At 69.0% G+C, this 16,927-nt stretch carries 17 protein-coding genes and 1 other RNA gene; 12 read left to right on the top strand and 6 right to left on the bottom strand.

Annotated elements, in window-relative coordinates; translation table 11 throughout:
• Positions 1-7 precede the first annotated feature (7 nt).
• Positions 8-232 (bottom strand): sulfurtransferase TusA family protein, encoded by a 225-nt coding sequence (locus tag AB6A66_RS00635; protein ID WP_371037973.1) that lies wholly within the window; start codon positions 230-232, stop codon positions 8-10.
• Positions 233-325: 93 nt separating this feature from the next.
• Here AB6A66_RS00635 and AB6A66_RS00630 point away from each other — a divergent pair, with 93 nt between their 5' ends.
• The 4 genes from AB6A66_RS00630 to AB6A66_RS00615 are packed head-to-tail and all read left to right on the top strand — an operon-like array spanning position 326 to position 4,687.
• Positions 326-1,075: a cytochrome c biogenesis CcdA family protein gene (locus AB6A66_RS00630; protein ID WP_371037680.1), complete on the top strand. Its 750-nt coding sequence runs from the start codon at positions 326-328 to the stop codon at positions 1,073-1,075.
• Between the two features lie 58 nt (positions 1,076-1,133).
• Entirely contained in the window at positions 1,134-2,378 is a 1,245-nt protein-coding gene (locus AB6A66_RS00625) for a hypothetical protein (protein WP_371054377.1), read from the top strand.
• On the top strand, positions 2,375-3,727 hold the full coding sequence (locus AB6A66_RS00620) for a cytochrome P450 (protein ID WP_371054376.1): 1,353 nt from the start codon (positions 2,375-2,377) through the stop codon (positions 3,725-3,727). Before AB6A66_RS00625 ends, AB6A66_RS00620 begins: the two co-directional genes overlap by 4 nt.
• Before the next feature lie 60 nt (positions 3,728-3,787).
• Positions 3,788-4,687, top strand: a complete 900-nt coding sequence (locus AB6A66_RS00615) for a fructose bisphosphate aldolase (protein ID WP_371054375.1) — start codon at positions 3,788-3,790, stop codon at positions 4,685-4,687.
• Positions 4,688-4,706: 19 nt separating this feature from the next.
• Here the strand turns inward: AB6A66_RS00615 and AB6A66_RS00610 are convergent, their stop codons facing one another.
• The 5 genes from AB6A66_RS00610 to ssrA all read right to left on the bottom strand — a co-directional run bounded on the left by AB6A66_RS00610 (position 4,707) and on the right by ssrA (position 7,585).
• Positions 4,707-4,937, bottom strand: coding sequence for a ribbon-helix-helix domain-containing protein (locus AB6A66_RS00610; protein ID WP_371037676.1), 231 nt, complete (start codon positions 4,935-4,937; stop codon positions 4,707-4,709).
• Complete coding sequence (locus AB6A66_RS00605) at positions 4,934-5,110, bottom strand: DUF4169 family protein (protein ID WP_371037675.1); 177 nt, start codon at positions 5,108-5,110, stop codon at positions 4,934-4,936. The genes AB6A66_RS00610 and AB6A66_RS00605 overlap by 4 nt, the downstream gene beginning before the upstream one ends.
• Positions 5,107-6,498, bottom strand: coding sequence for a class II fumarate hydratase (fumC, locus tag AB6A66_RS00600; RefSeq protein WP_371054374.1), 1,392 nt, complete (start codon positions 6,496-6,498; stop codon positions 5,107-5,109). Before fumC ends, AB6A66_RS00605 begins: the two co-directional genes overlap by 4 nt.
• Positions 6,499-6,565: 67 nt before the next feature.
• Positions 6,566-7,066 carry an SspB family protein gene (locus AB6A66_RS00595; RefSeq protein WP_371054373.1) on the bottom strand — a complete coding sequence of 167 codons (501 nt, stop codon included), beginning with the start codon at positions 7,064-7,066 and terminating at the stop codon, positions 6,566-6,568.
• A gap of 164 nt (positions 7,067-7,230) precedes the next feature.
• Positions 7,231-7,585: a transfer-messenger RNA gene (gene ssrA, locus AB6A66_RS00590) on the bottom strand.
• Positions 7,586-7,809: 224 nt separating this feature from the next.
• Here ssrA and AB6A66_RS00585 point away from each other — a divergent pair.
• The 8 genes from AB6A66_RS00585 (at position 7,810) to AB6A66_RS00550 (ending at position 16,885) form a co-directional block, all read left to right on the top strand.
• Positions 7,810-8,799, top strand: a complete 990-nt coding sequence (locus AB6A66_RS00585; protein ID WP_371054372.1) for an MDR family oxidoreductase — start codon at positions 7,810-7,812, stop codon at positions 8,797-8,799.
• 259 nt (positions 8,800-9,058) lie between these two features.
• On the top strand, positions 9,059-9,472 hold the full coding sequence (locus AB6A66_RS00580; protein ID WP_371054371.1) for a universal stress protein: 414 nt from the start codon (positions 9,059-9,061) through the stop codon (positions 9,470-9,472).
• A gap of 67 nt (positions 9,473-9,539) precedes the next feature.
• The gene (locus tag AB6A66_RS00575) at positions 9,540-11,198 is read left to right on the top strand and encodes a BCCT family transporter (RefSeq protein WP_371037670.1); all 1,659 of its coding nucleotides are present in this window, start codon (positions 9,540-9,542) and stop codon (positions 11,196-11,198) included.
• 132 nt (positions 11,199-11,330) lie between these two features.
• Positions 11,331-12,554, top strand: coding sequence for an aminotransferase class V-fold PLP-dependent enzyme (locus AB6A66_RS00570; protein WP_371054370.1), 1,224 nt, complete (start codon positions 11,331-11,333; stop codon positions 12,552-12,554).
• A 51-nt stretch (positions 12,555-12,605) separates the two neighbouring features.
• Positions 12,606-14,027 (top strand): deoxyribodipyrimidine photo-lyase, encoded by a 1,422-nt coding sequence (locus AB6A66_RS00565; protein WP_371054369.1) that lies wholly within the window; start codon positions 12,606-12,608, stop codon positions 14,025-14,027.
• 79 nt (positions 14,028-14,106) lie between these two features.
• Positions 14,107-15,315, top strand: a complete 1,209-nt coding sequence (locus tag AB6A66_RS00560; RefSeq protein ID WP_371054367.1) for a class I SAM-dependent methyltransferase — start codon at positions 14,107-14,109, stop codon at positions 15,313-15,315.
• Positions 15,315-15,755, top strand: coding sequence for a TrgA family protein (locus AB6A66_RS00555; protein WP_371037666.1), 441 nt, complete (start codon positions 15,315-15,317; stop codon positions 15,753-15,755). Before AB6A66_RS00560 ends, AB6A66_RS00555 begins: the two co-directional genes overlap by 1 nt.
• Positions 15,752-16,885: an NUDIX domain-containing protein gene (locus AB6A66_RS00550; RefSeq protein WP_371054366.1), complete on the top strand. Its 1,134-nt coding sequence runs from the start codon at positions 15,752-15,754 to the stop codon at positions 16,883-16,885. The genes AB6A66_RS00555 and AB6A66_RS00550 overlap by 4 nt, the downstream gene beginning before the upstream one ends.
• The last annotated feature ends 42 nt before the right edge of the window (positions 16,886-16,927 follow it).

The following is a 16,927-nucleotide window of genomic DNA, read 5'->3' as shown; positions in this document are numbered from 1 at the left end:
CCGGGTGTCAGTCGCCGCGGCGGATGAGGTAGCTTTGCGCCCCGTCCGCCTCGGCGGTCTCTTCCAGGCTGTGCCCGGCTTCGCGGCAGAAATGCGGAACGTCCACCACAGCGACGGGGTCGTCGGCAAGCAGGCGCAGGCGCGCACCGGGCGGCAGCGCCGCGAGGCGCTTGCGCAATTTCAGCACGGGAAGCGGGCATTTGAGCCCGCGGGCGTCCAGCTCCTCGGTCATGGCGGTGGCATAGGCGGCCTGCGCCGTTCTGTCCACGCGGATGTGAGGCCCCAGAGGGTGACGGCCCCGCGCCGATCGCCTATGTGAGGAACGATGTTCGGAATAGAAATCATCGACGCCAGCCTGCTGCCCGCGATGCTCGTGGCCATGTTCGCCGGCGTCATCTCTTTCCTGTCGCCCTGCGTGCTGCCCATCGTGCCGCCTTACCTCGCCTACATGAGCGGCGTGACGGTGACCGAGCTGAGCGCGGGCGAGGGGCGCAACCGGGCCCTTTTCCCCGCGCTTTTCTTCGTGCTGGGCCTGTCGACCGTTTTCCTCTTCCTGGGCTTCACCGCCTCCGCCGTGGGGCAGGTGTTTCTGGCCTACCAGGGCTGGTTCAATACCGTGGCGGGACTGCTGGTGATGGCGTTCGGGGCGCATTTCGTGGGCGTCTACCGGCTGGGCTTTCTCGACATGGAGGCGCGGATCGACGCGGGCGATCACGGGGGGACGGCCTTCGGCGCCTACATACTTGGGCTTGCCTTTGCCTTCGGCTGGACGCCCTGTATCGGGCCTCAGCTGGGCGCGATCCTGTCGCTCGCCGCGTCCGAGGCGAACGTGGCGCGCGGCACGACCCTTCTTGCCGTCTACGCGATCGGGCTCGGGGTGCCGTTTTTGCTGGTGGCGGCCTTCCTGCCGCGGATGGGCGGACTCATGGCGTGGATGAAGCGGCACATGGACCGGATCGAGAGGGTGATGGGCCTTCTGCTCTGGACCATCGGGCTCATGATGCTGACGGGCGGTTTCTCCGCCTTCTCGTTCTGGCTGCTCGAAACCTTCCCGGCGCTCGCCGCGCTCGGCTGAGGGCCACGCCCCGGCGCGGCCTTACTCTCGCCCGCATGGGCGGCTACACTCGACATCCATGACGATGCGCGCGGCTCAGGCGGGGAAGGTGGCGCGCCGGCGGGTGTTCTACATCCCCGGCTACGATCCCTTTCCGCCGCGCCGCTACCGCGAACTCTACCGCAAGGAGGCCGCGCGACAGGCGGGGATCTCGGGCTACACCATCGCGCTCTTGCCGGGCGGCGGGCAGGCCCCTGGCTGGCAGGTGACGGCCGAGATGGACGGCGCGCGGAGCGAGGCCGCGATCGAGGTGCTCGTCTGGTCGGATATCGTGCAGGAGAGCATGTCGCACTCCATCCCCGGCACCTACGCCCAGCTTCTGCGCACGGCCTGGGTGTATATCTCCACGGGCGCGCTCTTCCGGCTGATGCGGCTGCGCAAGGGGCCGGTGATCGCGGGCTTCTACCCGGTCGCCATGCTTCTCGCCCAGCTCGCCCTCGCCGTGGCGGCCGCGTGGCTCGCCCTGGCGGCGGCGGCGCGGCTCTGGGCGCTCGCCGGCGGGGCGGAGGGCTGGGGCGCGCTTGCCGGCGCCCTGCCGGGCGGGCTGGCCGGCTGGGCGGTGCTGGCCTGGTTCCGCGCGAAGGACGGCAAGCTTTTCGCCTACTACCTGATGCACGATCTCGCCTTCTCGGCGCGGCGGCGCGGCGCGACCCCGCCCGCGCTCGAGGCGCGGCTTGCCGATTTCGCCGACCGGATCGCCGAGGCGCTCGCAGAGGATGTGGACGAGGTGCTCGTGGTCGGCCATTCGTCTGGCGCGCATCTCGCCGTCTCCGCGCTCGCCGACCTCGTCCGGCAGGGCCGGGTGCCCGCGGACGGCTCCGCGCTCTCCTTCCTGAGCCTCGGTCAGGTCGTGCCCATGGTCTCCTTCCTGCCCGGCGCCGATCGCCTTCGCGCCGACCTTGCCTTCCTCTCGGCGCGCGACGAGATCACCTGGGTCGACGTCTCGGCGCCCGGCGACGGCTGTTCCTTCGCGCTCTGCGATCCCGTCGCGGTCTCGGGCGTGGCACCCCCGGGCAAGCGCTGGCCGCTGGTGATCTCGGCGGCCTTCACCCGGACGCTGTCGCCCGACCGCTGGAAGGCGCTGCGCTGGCGGTTCTTTCGGCTGCATTTCCAGTATCTCTGCGCCTTCGACCGTCCGGGCGACTACGACTATTTCCGCATCACCGCCGGGCCGAAGACGCTCGCGCAGCGCTTCGCCGGGCGGCGGCCCTCGCGCTCGCGGATCGAGCGCGCGGCCTCGGGCCACCGCGGCCAGGCCGCATGATCCCGCCGAAACCGGCCGCCCGGCCCGAGCGGGTCTCGCTCTGGCGCTACATGCGCCTCTTCCGGCAGGACATCCTGTCGGCGCAGCCCGCGCGTCTCTACAGCGCCTGGATGGCGGAGTTCCGCACGCCCTTCTTCCGCTCCTACCTCGTGAACGATCCCGCCCTCGTGGACCTCGTGCTGAAGGAGCGGCCGGACGATTTCCCGAAATCCGGCCGCGTCTCAGAAGGGCTCTCCCCGCTTCTGGGCGAGAGCGTGTTCCTCACCAACGGCGCCACGTGGAAGCGCCAGCGCCGGATCATCGACCCGGCCTTCGACGGTGGGCGCCTGCGCGAGACCTTCCCGGCGATGTGGGATGCCGCCGAGGCGGCGGCGGCGCGGCTCGCCGCGCGGGCGGGCGACACTGTCGAGATCGAAGCCGAAACAAGCCACGCGGCCGCCGACGTGATCTTTCGCACGCTCTTTTCCATCCCGATCGAGGACCGGATCGCCACCCGGGTCTTCCGTGAGTTCCGCGCCTACCAGCGCAGCCAGCCCATTCTGAACGCCGCCGCCTTCCTGCGCCTGCCGCGCTGGGTGCCGCGCGGTCATCGAGGCGGGACGCGCCGTGCCGCGCGCGCCATCCGCGCCCTTCTTGCCGAGCTCACCGCCGGGCGGATGCAGGCCATCGCGGCGGGAGAGGCGCCGGACGACCTTGCCACCAAGATCATGACCACCTGCGATCCCGAGACGGGCGAGACCTTCACCGAGGCCGAGATGGTGGACCAGGTCGCGATCTTCTTCCTCGCGGGCCACGAGACCTCGGCCTCGGCACTGGCCTGGGCGCTCTACCTCATGGCGGCCTTTCCCGACTGGCAGGACAAGGTGGCCGAGGAGGCCCGCGCCCATCTCGCCCCTGATTTCGCCTGCGTCTCGCGGCTTCGCGTGGCGCGCGACGTCTTCCGCGAGACGCTGCGCCTTTATCCGCCTGTCCCGATGATGGTGCGCGAGGCCACGCGGCCCGAACATTTCCGCGGCCGCGACGTGGCCCCCGGCGCGCAGATCGTGCTGTCGCCCTGGCACCAGCACCGGCACACGCGGCTCTGGGACGACCCGGACGGGTTCGACCCCGCCCGCTGGGAGACCGAAGAGGGCAGGGCCTCGGCGCGGGTGGCCTACATGCCGTTCTCGGCGGGGTCTCGGGTCTGCACCGGCGCGGGCTTTGCCATGATGGAAGGGGTGCTGCTTCTGTCGCGGCTGCTGCGCGATGTCCGGGTGGAGCTTGCCGACCGCCCGCCGCCCGTGCCGGTGGCCCATCTGACGGTGCGCGCGCGCGACGGTATCTGGCTGCGGGTGCGGCGCCGGGATTGACGGGCGCGCGGCGGCGCGGCATGACCCGTCGACACCCGCAAGAGCCCGGAGGAAGCCCCGATGACCGACGCCGACCGCCTGACAGAGCAGCGCCGCCAGATCGCCGAGGGGCAGGGCTTCATCGCCGCGCTGGACCAGTCGGGCGGCTCCACGCCCAAGGCGCTGCGCCTCTACGGCGTGCCGGAAGACGCCTATTCCGGCGAGGAGGAGATGTTCGCCGAGATCCACGCCATGCGCGCGCGGATCATGCAGGCCCCGGATTTCGACAGCCGCAAGGTGCTGGGCGCGATCCTCTTCGAGCGGACCATGAACGGCGAGGTGGGCGGCAAGCCCGTGCCCGGCTACCTCTGGCAGGAGCGCGGGGTGGTGCCCTTCCTCAAGGTGGACAAGGGCCTCGCGGAGAAGGCCGAGGGTGTGCAGCTCATGAAGCCGATGCCCGATCTCGACGCGCTTCTGGAGGCGGCGGTGAAAAAACGCATCTTCGGGACCAAGATGCGCTCGGTCGTCCAAGAGGCGGACGCCGCCGGCATCGAGGCCGTTGTGGACCAGCAGTTCGAGGTGGCGCGGCAGATCATGGCCCATGGGCTGGTGCCGATCGTGGAGCCCGAGGTGGACATCCATTCGCAGACCAAACCCGAGGCGGAGGCGATCCTGCGCGACCGCATCGCCGCGCATCTCGACGCGCTGCCCGGCGAGGCGCCGGTGATGCTGAAGCTCACGATCCCGTCGCAGGACGATCTTTACGCGCCCTTCGTCGCCCATCCGCGCGTACTGCGCGTCGTGGCGCTTTCGGGCGGCTACTCCACCGAGGACGCTTGCGCGCGGCTCGCGCGGAACACCGGGATGATCGCCTCCTTCTCGCGCGCGCTCACCGAGGGGCTGACGAAGCAGATGTCGGACGCGGAGTTCGAGGCGGCCCTCGGCGCGAACATCGACAAGATCTACCGCGCCTCTGTCTGAGCGGGGCCGGCCGGCACGATCAGCCGTCGCGCGCCTTCTGCCGGTAGTGTTCCAGAACATGGACGCGGATGGCCGAGGCGAGCCCCGTCTCCAGCCCGCGTGCCGCGTCGATCTCGGCGGCGAGGCCGTTCACGCTCTGCCCGCGTTCGGCCGCGATCTCGCGGAAGGCGCGCCAGAACTCCTCCTCGAGCGACACCGAGGTGCGGTGGCCCCGCAGCGTCAGCGAGCGCTTGACGGGCCGCGCGCTCATTCCTCGCGTTTCAGCCCCTCGAGCGCCCGGACGATCCGCTCGGCTTCGGCGCGGGCGGCCTCCTTCTCGGCCTTCGTGCGCCCGAACTTCACCGCGTTCTCGTCGGCGCGGGCCTTCGCCTCTGTCCGCGCCCTGGCCTTGCGGTAGCGGTTGAGGTTCACCGGCGTCGTCATTTCGGCCCGATCATCTCTTCGGGGCGCACCACGCGGTCGAAGGTCTCCTCGTCCACGAAGCCGAGGCGCACCGCCTCCTCACGCAGCGTGGTGCCGTTCCTGTGCGCCGTCTTGGCCACCGTCGTGGCGTTGTCGTAGCCGATCTCGGGGGCGAGCGCCGTGACGAGCATCAGGCTTTCCCGCATCAACTTGTCGATCCGTTCGACATTCGCCGTCGTGCCCATGAGCATCCGCTCGGTGAAACTGTCGGCCGCCTGGCCCAGAAGCGTCATGGATTGCAGCAGGTTGTAGGCCATCATCGGGTTGTAGACGTTGAGCTCGAAATGGCCCTGGCTGCCCGCGAAGGAGATCGCCGCGTCGTTGCCGAGGACATGCGCGCAGACCTGCGTGAGCGCCTCGGCCTGGGTCGGGTTCACCTTTCCGGGCATGATCGAGGATCCCGGCTCGTTCTCGGGCAGGATCAGCTCGCCCAGCCCCGAGCGCGGGCCGCTCCCAAGGAAGCGCATGTCGTTGGCGATCTTGTAGCAGGCCATCGCCGCCGTCTTGATCGCGCCGGACATGAAGACCATCGCGTCATGGGCGGCCAGCGCCTCGAACTTGTTGGGCGCGGTGACGAAGGGCAGGCCGGTGATGGCCGCGATGTTGGCCGCCACCGTCGTGTCCCAGCCAATGGCGGTGTTGAGCCCCGTGCCCACGGCCGTGCCGCCCTGCGCCAGCTCGTAGATGCCGGGCAGTGCCAGCCTGATCCGCTCGATCCCTTTCCGGACCTGGTGCGCGTAGCCCGAGAACTCCTGGCCCAGCGTCAGCGGTGTCGCGTCCTGCGTATGGGTGCGGCCGATCTTGATGATGTCCCTGAACTCTTCGGACTTGGCTTCCAGCCCCTCCGCGAGCTTCTCCAGCCCGGGCAGAAGCGTGTCGTGCACAGTCGTCGCCGCTGCGATGTGCATGGCCGTGGGGAAGGTGTCGTTCGACGACTGGCCCATGTTGCAGTGATCGTTCGGGTGCACCGGGGTCTTTGAGCCGATTTCGCCGCCCAGCATCTCGATGGCGCGGTTGGCGATCACCTCGTTGGCGTTCATGTTGGACTGCGTGCCCGAGCCCGTCTGCCAGACCACGAGGGGGAAATTGTCGTCGAGCTTGCCGTCGATCACCTCCTGCGCGGCGGCGATGATCGCGTCGGCGAGGCGCGCGTCGAGCTTGCCGCTGGCCCTGTTCGCCTCGGCGCAGGCGCGCTTGACGACGCCCAAGGCACGGACGATCGCCACGGGCTGACGCTCCCAGCCGATCGGGAAGTTCATGATCGATCGCTGGGTCTGCGCGCCCCAATACCTGTCGGCGGGCACTGCGAGGGGGCCGAAACTGTCGCTCTCGGTGCGGGTGTCGGTCATGCGCGGGCTCCTCTGGCATGCGGTCGCATACCTTTAGCTGCCCCCGCCGCGCAAGACAACGCCGCGGCTACTTCCTGAACTTGTCGAGGCTGACGACGTCCGCGTCCTTCTTCGGCGCGTCTTCCGGTTCGGCCACGTGGATGTCCGCCGCGCCGTCTTCCTCGCCCGCGAGGTGGGGTGCCTCTTCCTCGCCGCCTTCGGACGCCTCGGGTTCCGCGTGCGCCTCGAAGCGCAGGCCGAACTCTACCGAAGGGTCCACGAAGGTCAGGATCGCGTCGTAGGGGACGTGAAGGCGCTCGGGCTGATCGCCGAAGTTCAGCGTGACCGCAAAGCCGTCCTCGCCGACCTGAAGCGCGTCGAACCATTGCTGCATGACGATGGTCATCTCGTCGGGATACCGCTCGCAGAGCCAAGGCGCGATATCGACGTCGGCGTGACGCGTGTCGAAGGTGATGAAGAAATGGTGTTCGCCGGGCAGCCCGTGCTCGGCCACGACCGAGAGAACCTCGCGGATCAGCCCGCGCATGGCGTTGTGCATGAGCTTGCCGTAGTCGATGCTGTCGGTCATGGCCTCTGCCCGGCTCGGTTTCGCCTTGACCATAAGGGATTCGGACAGAAACGGAAGGGCACGCGTGTGTTCGCGCCCCAGCGGCGCGCAGGCGGGCCTTCGGGGGCCTCGAAAGGGGCAGTCCGGGTCGCAGAAGGTGCGCGGGCCGCTGCGGAAAGGGGGAGAGTGCAGGCTTCTGTTGCCAGGTGCCTGCGAACCCCGCCTAACCCTGCTAGAGGCTAGGACTTAAGTTTCGGTCTTGCGCGCTGCTTACGCAGCGAGCGCGACCGGAGCACGGTTGTCGTTGGCAACTATGCGTTACGGACCGATAACGGTGGTACCTCACCGGGACAAAGCCACGCCTTTACACGTTCGTCGATCCTGTTTCGGCCCCTCGTGTCCGCCCCAACGAGGCAGGGTTATGGTGGAGCCGCCGGGTACCGCCCCCGGGTCCGAACCGCTTATTCCGCGCGCGTTTATGTCCATAGTCTCTTGCGAGACACGGCCAATATAGGGGCGCGCGGCGGGCATTTGAAGGGGGATTCCGCCGCCCCGTCCCGCGCACGCGACCCGCCGCCCTCGGTCATCCACGCCCAGCCGATCACGGCGGGACATGCGACCGCGCCCGCCGATCCCTGCCTTCTGCCGAAAGAGGGGCCTTGGCTTCGAGCGCCCCCGTGGCGCAGGGTGACGCGACGGGGCCCGGCGGGGCCTCTCACGTGAAACCCCGGGGGCATCGCGCCCCGCGAAGGAGGAAGAGACCGATGTTCGACGCGCTGGTGGTGGAGAAGGACGAGGACACGGGCAAGACCCATGCCGAGGTGAAGCAGCTTTCCGAGAGCGATCTGCCCGACGCCGAGGTCACGGTCGCCGTCGAGCATTCGACGCTCAACTACAAGGACGGGCTGTGCATCGGCCCGGGCGGCGGCCTCGTGCGGCACTATCCCCATGTGCCGGGCATCGATTTCGCCGGCACCGTCGAGGCCTCTTCGGACGCGCGCTACAAGCCCGGCGACAAGGTGGTGCTGACCGGATGGCGCGTGGGCGAGGCCCATTGGGGCGGTTACGCGCAGAAGGCTCGGGTGAAGGCCGACTGGCTGGTGCCGCTGCCCGAGGGCATGACGACGCGGCAGGCCATGGCGGTGGGCACCGCGGGCCTGACCGCGATGCTGGCGATCCAGGCGCTCGAGGATAACGGGCTCGCCGACCATCACGGGCCCGTGCTGGTGACGGGCGCGGCGGGGGGCGTGGGGTCGGTCGCCACGGCGATCCTGGCGCGCCTCGGGCGTGAGGTGGCGGCCGTCACCGGCCGGCCGGAGCAGGCCGACTATCTCAGGGGTCTCGGCGCGACGGAGGTGGTGCCGCGCGAGGAACTGACCGAGGTGACGCGCAAGCCGCTCGAGTCTGAACGCTGGGCGGGCTGCGTGGACGCCGTGGCCGGGCCCATGCTGGGACGTGTGCTCAAGCAGATGAAATACGGCGCCTCGGTCGCGGCCGTGGGGCTTGCCGGCGGCGCGGCGATCGAGGGGGCGCTCGTCACGCCGTTCATCCTGCGCGGGGTGAACCTGCTGGGAATCGATTCGGTCCTGCAGCCCTACGACAACCGGGTGCGCGCCTGGGAGCGAATCGCGCGCGATCTGCCCATGGAAAAGCTGGAGGCGATGATCGAGCCGGCCGGCCTAGAGGATCTGCCGCGCCTCGGCGCCGAGATCCTCGCCGGGCGCGTCAAGGGCCGGGTGGTGATCGATCTTTAGGCGCGCACATGGGCCGCAAGACGCGACGGGGTCGCAAGGCGTTGAAAAGTCAATAACGCCGACGGTTCGACTTGCGCGTTTTTTTGATCAGGGCCGCGGAACGCGGTTTGCTTTCCGCGGCCAGAACGCGCTAACGTTTATGTCTCAAGATCCACGCAGCCAAGGCTGCGGGTCCACACGATACGCGACGCGCCGGTCAGCGCCTGCCCGAGGGCCGTTGCCGGTTTCTGCCACGGCGCGCACAGGAGGGAGTGACGACGTGTTTAGCAAGATCATGACGCCAGTGGACCTGGCCCATGTCGAAACGCTGGAGAAGACGCTGCAATGCGCGGCCGACCTTGCCACGCATTACAAGGCGCAGGTGGTCTATGTCGCCGTGACGACCGGGCAGCCCAGCAAGATCGCCCACACGCCGCAGGAGTTCGCGCAGAAGCTCGAGGCGTTCGCGAAGGAACAGGCCGACACGCACGGGATCGAAACGTCGTCCCATGCGCTGACGAGCCATGATCCGACCATCGACCTCGATCCCACGCTTCTCAAGGCGGTGGACGAGACCGGAGCGGACCTCGTCGTGATGGCGACCCATCCGCCCAATTTCAGCGACTACGTCTGGCCGTCGAATGGCGGCTACGTGGCGGAGCATGCGAAAGCGTCCGTCTTCCTCGTCCGCTAAGGGCGGCACGGCCACGCGGACGCGTGGCCGGTCGGCAAGAAACGACATCAACCAAGGGAGGCCGGAAATGGCCGACGAAACAAGTCAGGGTGTCCCCGCGCCGGAAGGCGAATCGGACATCATCGAGACCGAATACGAGATCGGTCAGGACAACATCGAAGGGAAGGTCGGTCCCTTCGGTTTCGACATTCACAACCCGGTCTTCGTGATCTCGGGCCTCGTCGTGGTGGCCTTCGTGGCCTATGCGCTGATCCTGCCGCAGCAGGCTTCGGACTTCTTCGGCTGGCTGCGCCCGCAGCTCACCTCGACCTTCGACTGGTTCTTCCTGCTTTCGGCGAACGTCTTCGTGATCTTCTGCCTGTTCCTGATCGTGTCGCCCTGGGGGGCTGTACGCCTCGGCGGGGCGGAGGCCACGCCGGATTACGGGTATCTCGGCTGGTTCGCGATGCTGTTCGCCGCCGGCATGGGGATCGGGCTGATGTTCTTCGGCGTGCTCGAGCCCGCCTATTACTTCGGCACGCCCTGGGGGGATGCGCCACTCGGCACCGTCCGACCCTTCGACGACGATGGCAACCTGATCGCCGCCAACGTCGAGGAGGCGCGGCGCATGGCGCTTGCGGCCACGTCCTATCACTGGGCGCTGCATCCGTGGGCGATCTACGCCGTGGTGGCCCTCGCACTGGCGCTCTTCTCCTACAACAAGGGCCTTCCGCTCTCGATCCGCTCGGCCTTCTACCCGATCCTCGGAGAGCGCGTCTGGGGCTGGTGGGGCCACACGATCGACACGCTGGCCGTTTTCGCCACGCTCTTCGGCCTTGCCACGTCGCTCGGCATCGGGGCGCAGCAGGCGGCCGCGGGCATGTCCTACGTCTACGGCTTCCCCGAGGATCCGGGCAGCGTCGGCTTCCAGGTGTTCCTGATCGTCGCGATCACGGGCATCGCGCTCATCTCGGTGCTGCGCGGCCTCGACGGCGGCGTGAAGGTGCTGTCCGAGATCAACATGGGCATCGCGACGCTGCTGCTGATCTTTGTGCTGTTCACGGCCGGCGCGGCGACGATCCTTTCGGAATTCGTCGCGGGTCTTGGCGCCTATGCGCGCGAGGTCGTGCCGCTGTCGAACCCGTTCGGGCGCGAGGACACCGGCTACATGCAGGGCTGGACGGCCTTCTACTGGGCCTGGTGGATCAGCTGGTCGCCCTTCGTGGGCATGTTCATCGCGCGGGTCAGCCGCGGCCGCACGGTGCGCGAATTCATCACCTGCGTGCTGATCATCCCGTCGCTTGTCTGCATCCTGTGGATGGCGGTCTTCGGCGGTTCGGCGATCAGCGACATGATCGCGAACCCCGACACCAGCGCGGTGAAGGCGAACGTGATCGACAGCTATTCGCCTGAACTTTCGCTCTTCGCGATGCTGGAAAGCCTGCCTCTGGCGGCGATCACCTCGACCATCGGGATCGTGCTCGTGATCGTGTTCTTCGTCACCTCGTCGGACTCCGGCAGCCTCGTGATCGACACGATCACCGCCGGCGGCAAGGTCGACGCGCCGGTGCCGCAGCGGGTGTTCTGGTGCACCTTCGAGGGGCTCGTGGCGATCGCGCTGCTTGTCGGCGGGGGGCTGACGGCCTTGCAGGCGATGGTGATTTCCACCGGTCTGCCCTTCACGCTGATCCTGCTGATGATCTGCTACGCGATCCTTCGCGGGCTCATGTCCGAGCCCCGGGGCTGAGACATGACGCGAGGGGGCGTTCGTCCCCTCGCGTCCCGCCCGGCATCGCCGGGCCCGAGACAGGACCCGGCTGAGAACAAGGATCGGGCGCGCGCTTGACGGTGCGCGCCCGACACGCTTTGAGTGCGCCCCATGATGCTGGATGTGGATTTCGCGCGGGCGCAGTTTCCCGCCTTCGCCGAGCCCTCGCTCGAGGGTCAGGCGTTCTTCGAGAACGCGGGCGGGTCCTACGCCTGCGCCCCGGTGATCGAGCGCCTCACGCGGTTCTACCGGGCGCGCAAGGTTCAACCCTACGCCCCGTTCGAGGCAAGCCGGCTGGCGGGCGAGGAGATGGACGAGGCGCGCGGCCGCATGGCCGCCCTGCTGGGTGTCGGCGAGGACGAGCTGTCCTTCGGGCCCTCCACCACCCAGAACGCCTATGTGCTCGCGCGCGCTTTCGCGGGGTTCATGGACAAGGGCGAGGCGATCGTCGTCACCGACCAGGACCACGAGGCCAATTCCGGCCCGTGGCGGCGCCTGGCCGAGGAGGGCTTCGAGATCCGCGAATGGGCTGTCGACCCCGAAACCGGACGGCTCGACCCCGACGATCTGGCCGCATTGCTCGACGAGAAGGTGCGGCTCGTCTGCTTCCCGCACTGCTCGAACGTGGTGGGCGAGGTGAACCCCGTGGTGGAGATCAGCGCCATCGCCCATGCCGCCGGCGCCTTCGTCTGCGTGGACGGGGTGAGCTATGCGCCCCACGGGCTGCCCGATGTGGGCCGGCTGGGACCCGACATCTACCTCTTCTCGACCTACAAGACCTACGGGCCGCACCAGGGCGCCATGGTGATCCGGCGCGCGCTCGCGCAATTGCTGCCGGTGCAGGGGCATCATTTCAACGCGGACGTTCCCGAGAAACGCTTCGTTCCCGCCGGGCCGGATCATGCGCAGGTGGCGGCCTGCGCCGGGATCGCGGATTACTGGGACGCGCTCGCCGCCCATCACGGCGTGACCGCGGAGCGCGCGGCCGATCGCGCCGCCGCGGTGCACGATCTTTTCCGCGCCCACGAGACGGCGCTTCTTCAGCCGCTGCTCGATCACGTGGCCGGGCGCGACGACATGCGCCTTCTGGGTCCGGCCCGCGCCGAAGCGCGGGCGCCCACGGTCGCGGTGGCGCTGGAGCGGCCGGGCGCGGAGGCGGCCGCGCGGCTTGCGCCGCACGGCATCATGGCCGGCGGCGGGGATTTCTACGCCCACCGGCCGCTTCGCGCGATGGGGATCGATCCCGAACACGGGGTGCTGCGCGTGAGCTTCGTGCACTACACCACAGCGGAGGAGGTCGACCGCCTGATCGCCGCGCTCGACGCGGCCCTTTGATCCCGCCCCGCGCGGGCTATGTTCCCGCTCTGACCTGAGCCGGAGAGCGTCTTGAGCGACAACGCGCCCATCATTCTGTGGTTTCGCCGCGACCTGCGGATGGCCGATCACCCCGCGCTTCACGCCGCCGTGTCGTCGCGGCGGCCGGTGATCCCGGTCTTCCTGCGGGACGATCTCGTCGATCGGCTTGGCGCCGCGCCGAAGTTCCGCCTCGGCCTCGGGCTGGAACGCTTCGCGGCGGAGTTGCAGGATGCCGGCAGCCGCCTCGTTCTGCGCGCCGGCGCCGCGCTGCCCGTGCTGCGGGCCCTCGCCGCCGAGACGGGGGCCGCCGCGGTCTGGTGGACGCGCGCCTATGATGCCGACAGCGTGGCGCGCGACAAGGAGGTCAAGGCGGCGCTCCGCGAGGACGGGATGGAGGCGCGCAGCTTCGGCGGCCACCTGATGTTCGAGCCCTGGACCGTGGAGACGGGGCAGGGCAGCTTTTACAAGGTCTACACGCCCTTCTGGCGCGCCGTGTCGGGCCGCGACGTGGACGCGCCGCACCCCGCACCGGGCCGTGTGCCGGCCCCGGACGCCTGGCCCGAAAGCGAAAGCCTTTCGGACTGGGAACTGGGGCGCGCCATGAGGCGCGGCGCGGAGGTGGTGGCGCGCTTCGCCCGCGTGGGCGAGGCCGCCGCGCGCGACCGGCTCGCGCAGTTCATGGACGGGATCGTGGCGGGCTACGACGACAGCCGCGATCTGCCCGCCGAGGACGGCACATCGGCGCTGTCCGAGAACCTCTCGCTGGGCGAGATCGGCCCGCATCAGTGCTGGCACGCCGCGATCCGCGCCCGCGAGGAGGGCAAACCGGGCGCGGAAACCTTCATGAAGGAGCTCGTCTGGCGCGAGTTCGCCTATCACCTGCTCCATCACACCCCGCGCCTCGCAACCTCGAACTGGCGGGAAGAGTGGGATGCCTTTCCCTGGAACGAGGACGAGGACGATCCGCGCGTGACCGCCTGGCGCCGCGGGCGTACCGGCATTCCCTTCGTCGATGCCGGCCAGCGCGAGATGTATGTGACGGGGCGGATGCACAACCGCGCCCGGATGGTCGTGGCGAGCTATCTCACCAAGCACCTGCTGACGCACTGGAAGATCGGGATGCGCTGGTTCGAGGAGCACCTGATCGACTGGGACCCGGCCTCCAACGCGATGGGATGGCAGTGGTCCGCGGGCTCCGGCCCCGACGCCACGCCCTATTTCCGGGTCTTCAACCCGCTCACGCAGGCCAAGCGGTTCGATCCCGACGGTGCCTATCTGCGCCGCTGGATCGCGGAGGGTCAGGACGACCCGCCGGCCGATGCGCTGGCCTATTTCGACGCCGTGCCGCGATCCTGGGCGCTTTCGCCGGACGACGACTATCCCGATCCGGTGGTCGATGCCTCCGAAGGGCGCAAGATTGCCCTGGAAGCCTATGAAAACAAGGATTTCTGACCGGTATCCACATGCCCGCGCTTGCCGCTTCGGCCTGTTTCGGCATAGCTGTTCCGGATAATCCCCGATGGAGACGCGCATGATCCTGACCACCACCGAGGGCCAGACCGGCCTGCCGCTCTATTTCGCGCGGGTGTTCGCCATGGCCTGCCGGATGAACAACGGGCGCGCCGATTTCGTGCTGCCGGACGGGCGACGCTTTCGCGCAGAGGGGCGCAACCCGGGCCCGGTGGCCGAACTGCATGTCCATGACCCGGACATCTTCGCGCGCCTTCTGCGCGACGGCGACCTGGGCTTCGCCGAGGCCTATTTCGAGGGCGGATGGAGCACGCCGGACCTTCAGGCCTTCATGGACCTCGTGCACAACGATAATGATGTCGTCTACGACGGTTTTCCCGGCATTGGACTGGTGCGCGCGCTGGAGCGGCTGCGCTTCTGGCTTCAGTCCAACACGAAGCGGCAGGCGCGGCGGAACATATCCGCCCATTACGATCTCGGCAACGATTTCTACGCGCTCTGGCTCGATGACACGATGACCTATTCCTCGGCGCTCTTCGAGACGGGCCAGGAAAGCACCGAGCGCGCGCAGGAGGCAAAATACGCCGCGCTGGTGGACAGCATCGGCGTGAAGCCCGGCGAGCACGTCCTCGAGATCGGGTGCGGCTGGGGCGGTTTCGCGGAATACGCCGCGCGCGAGCGGGGCCTGCGCGTGACCGGGGTCACGATCAGCCGGGAACAGTTCAACTACGCCCAGCAAAGGATCGCGAAGGCAGGGCTTTCCGACCGCGTGCAATTCCGGCTCGAGGATTACCGCGACATCCGCGGGCAGTTCGACGGGGTCGCGTCGATCGAGATGTTCGAGGCGGTGGGCGAGCGTTACTGGCCGGTCTACTTCGATACGGTGCGCGAGCGGCTCAAGCCCGGACGCTCGGCGGGTCTGCAGATCATCACCGTTGAGGACCGCCGCTGGGAGAGCTACCGCAAGAGCGTCGATTTCATCCAGAAATACATCTTCCCGGGGGGCATGCTGCCATCGCCCACGGTGCTGCGCCAGCAGGTGGAACGTGCAGGTCTGGCCTTCGACGACAGCCGCGAATTCGGCGAAAGCTACAGCCTGACGCTGCGGCGGTGGCACGAGACGTTCAACGCGCAATGGGACCGGATCGCGGCCACCGGGTTCGACGACCGCTTCCGCCGGATGTGGAACTATTACCTCACCTCTTGCGCGGCGCTGTTTCACAGCGGTATCTGTGACGTCACGCAGATCTCGATCCGAAGGCCTGTCTGATGCCGACCGCCGCGCGTCTCGTCGCCGCCCTGATCCTCGCCGCGACGGGATTCCTGGCCTCGGAAATCGTGAAATCCGTCATCGAGCAGGAGATGGATTTCGGCTGGCTGACGCTGATCAACACGGTGCTGGGCGCGCTCTGCGGCTGGATCGTGGTCGGCAGCCGCGCCGGGCGCGGCTACTCGGCCGCGATCGGCAACGGGCTGACCGGGGGTGCGGCGCTGGTGTTCTGGGCGCTGTTCCTGCAAGCGGTGAACGAGATGGTGCGGCTGTCGCTGCGCCGGGTCTACGACGGCCCGATGGAGGCGATCGCGGCGGTCTTCGAACTTCTGGTCGAATACGGCGCCTACCTGCTTGACGGGCAGGTGATCTGGACCCTGCTTGCCGGGGCGCTTCTGTCGGGGCTCGTCGCGGAATTCGCGTCGCGCCGCTGGCGATGAGCGCGCCGCTTTTCCTTTACGGAACGCTGCGCCATCCGCCCCTGCTCGAAACGGTGCTGGGCGCGCCCGCCGGGGACGCGGGCGCCGTGCCCGCCGCGCTTCACGACCACGCGGTGCGTCGGGTCGAGGACGAACCCTTCCCGATGCTGCTGGAGGAGCCGGGCGCCCGGGCCGAGGGGCTTCTGCTTGAGCGGCTCTCGGCGGAGGGGCGCGCCCGGCTCGATTTCTACGAGGGCGGCTTCGATTTCGCGCGCCGGCAGGTGACGGTCGAGACGGGGCAGGGGCCGCGCAGGGCCGAGGTTTATGCCTGCCCGCCGGGGCGCTGGACGCCGGGCGCGCCTTTCCGCCTCGACGCGTGGGCCGCGCGGTGGGGCGCGCTCAGCGTGGCGGCCGCCGAGGAGGTGATGATCCACCGCGAGCAGCGGGACGCCGACAGCGTCGCGGCGATGCTTCCGATGATCCGCGCCCGCGCGCAGGCCCGGTTGAACGCGCTTGAGGCGCCCGCGCCGGATCGCGCCCCGCAGGGCTTCGGCGCGGACACCGTGCGCGAGACGGCGCGCCGCATCCCCTACGCGCGGTTCTATTCGGTCGAGGAGCGCGACCTTTCCTACCCGCGCTTCGAGGGCGGTTACGGCCCGGTGGTGACGCGCGCGGCGCTGATGGGCACCGATGCCGCGATCGTGCTGCCCTACGATCCGGTCTCGGACCGGGTGATGCTGCTGGAACAGTTCCGGCCGGCCCCGTATTTCCGCGGCGATCCCCGGCCCTGGTGCCTTGAACCGGTGGCCGGGCGCGTGGATGGCGGCGAGACGCCCGAGCAGGCCGCCCTGCGCGAGGGCGCGGAAGAGGCCGGCCTGTCCTTCGACCGGCTTGAATTCGTGTCACGCAACTATCCCAGCCCCGGCAGCACCACCGAATACTTCCACGTCTATGTCGGGATCTGCCGCCTGCCCGAGCGGGTCGAGGGCACCGGCGGGCTCGACGACGAGGCGGAGGACATCCGCCGCCACGTGATGCCGTTCGAGACCGCGATGGCGCTCGCCGAGGCCGCGGAGCTCGATGTCGGTCCGCTTCTGCTGGCGCTTTACTGGCTGGCGCGGCACCGGGCGCGTCTGCGCACGCAGGCGTGATCTTCGGGGCCGCTTGAGTTCGCGGCGAGCCGCCCATAGACA

Origin of the sequence: Rhodosalinus sp. K401, from assembly GCF_041365735.1 — a bacterium.
GTDB lineage: Bacteria > Pseudomonadota > Alphaproteobacteria > Rhodobacterales > Rhodobacteraceae > Rhodosalinus.
The sequence above is the reverse complement of the archived record's forward strand: the minus strand, read 5'-3'. Positions and strand labels throughout refer to the sequence as shown.

Bases quoted from the DNA above. Each gene is read 5' to 3' on its own strand.
- AB6A66_RS00635 (WP_371037973.1), bottom strand. From the start codon at position 232: ATGACCGAGGAGCTGGACGCCCGCGGGCTCAAATGCCCGCTTCCCGTG.
- AB6A66_RS00630 (WP_371037680.1), top strand. From the start codon at position 326: ATGTTCGGAATAGAAATCATCGACGCCAGCCTGCTGCCCGCGATGCTC.
- AB6A66_RS00625 (WP_371054377.1), top strand. From the start codon at position 1,134: ATGACGATGCGCGCGGCTCAGGCGGGGAAGGTGGCGCGCCGGCGGGTG.
- AB6A66_RS00620 (WP_371054376.1), top strand. From the start codon at position 2,375: ATGATCCCGCCGAAACCGGCCGCCCGGCCCGAGCGGGTCTCGCTCTGG.
- AB6A66_RS00615 (WP_371054375.1), top strand. From the start codon at position 3,788: ATGACCGACGCCGACCGCCTGACAGAGCAGCGCCGCCAGATCGCCGAG.
- AB6A66_RS00610 (WP_371037676.1), bottom strand. From the start codon at position 4,937: ATGAGCGCGCGGCCCGTCAAGCGCTCGCTGACGCTGCGGGGCCACCGC.
- AB6A66_RS00605 (WP_371037675.1), bottom strand. From the start codon at position 5,110: ATGACGACGCCGGTGAACCTCAACCGCTACCGCAAGGCCAGGGCGCGG.
- fumC (WP_371054374.1), bottom strand. From the start codon at position 6,498: ATGACCGACACCCGCACCGAGAGCGACAGTTTCGGCCCCCTCGCAGTG.
- AB6A66_RS00595 (WP_371054373.1), bottom strand. From the start codon at position 7,066: ATGACCGACAGCATCGACTACGGCAAGCTCATGCACAACGCCATGCGC.
- AB6A66_RS00585 (WP_371054372.1), top strand. From the start codon at position 7,810: ATGTTCGACGCGCTGGTGGTGGAGAAGGACGAGGACACGGGCAAGACC.
- AB6A66_RS00575 (WP_371037670.1), top strand. From the start codon at position 9,540: ATGGCCGACGAAACAAGTCAGGGTGTCCCCGCGCCGGAAGGCGAATCG.
- AB6A66_RS00570 (WP_371054370.1), top strand. From the start codon at position 11,331: ATGATGCTGGATGTGGATTTCGCGCGGGCGCAGTTTCCCGCCTTCGCC.
- AB6A66_RS00560 (WP_371054367.1), top strand. From the start codon at position 14,107: ATGATCCTGACCACCACCGAGGGCCAGACCGGCCTGCCGCTCTATTTC.
- AB6A66_RS00555 (WP_371037666.1), top strand. From the start codon at position 15,315: ATGCCGACCGCCGCGCGTCTCGTCGCCGCCCTGATCCTCGCCGCGACG.
- AB6A66_RS00550 (WP_371054366.1), top strand. From the start codon at position 15,752: ATGAGCGCGCCGCTTTTCCTTTACGGAACGCTGCGCCATCCGCCCCTG.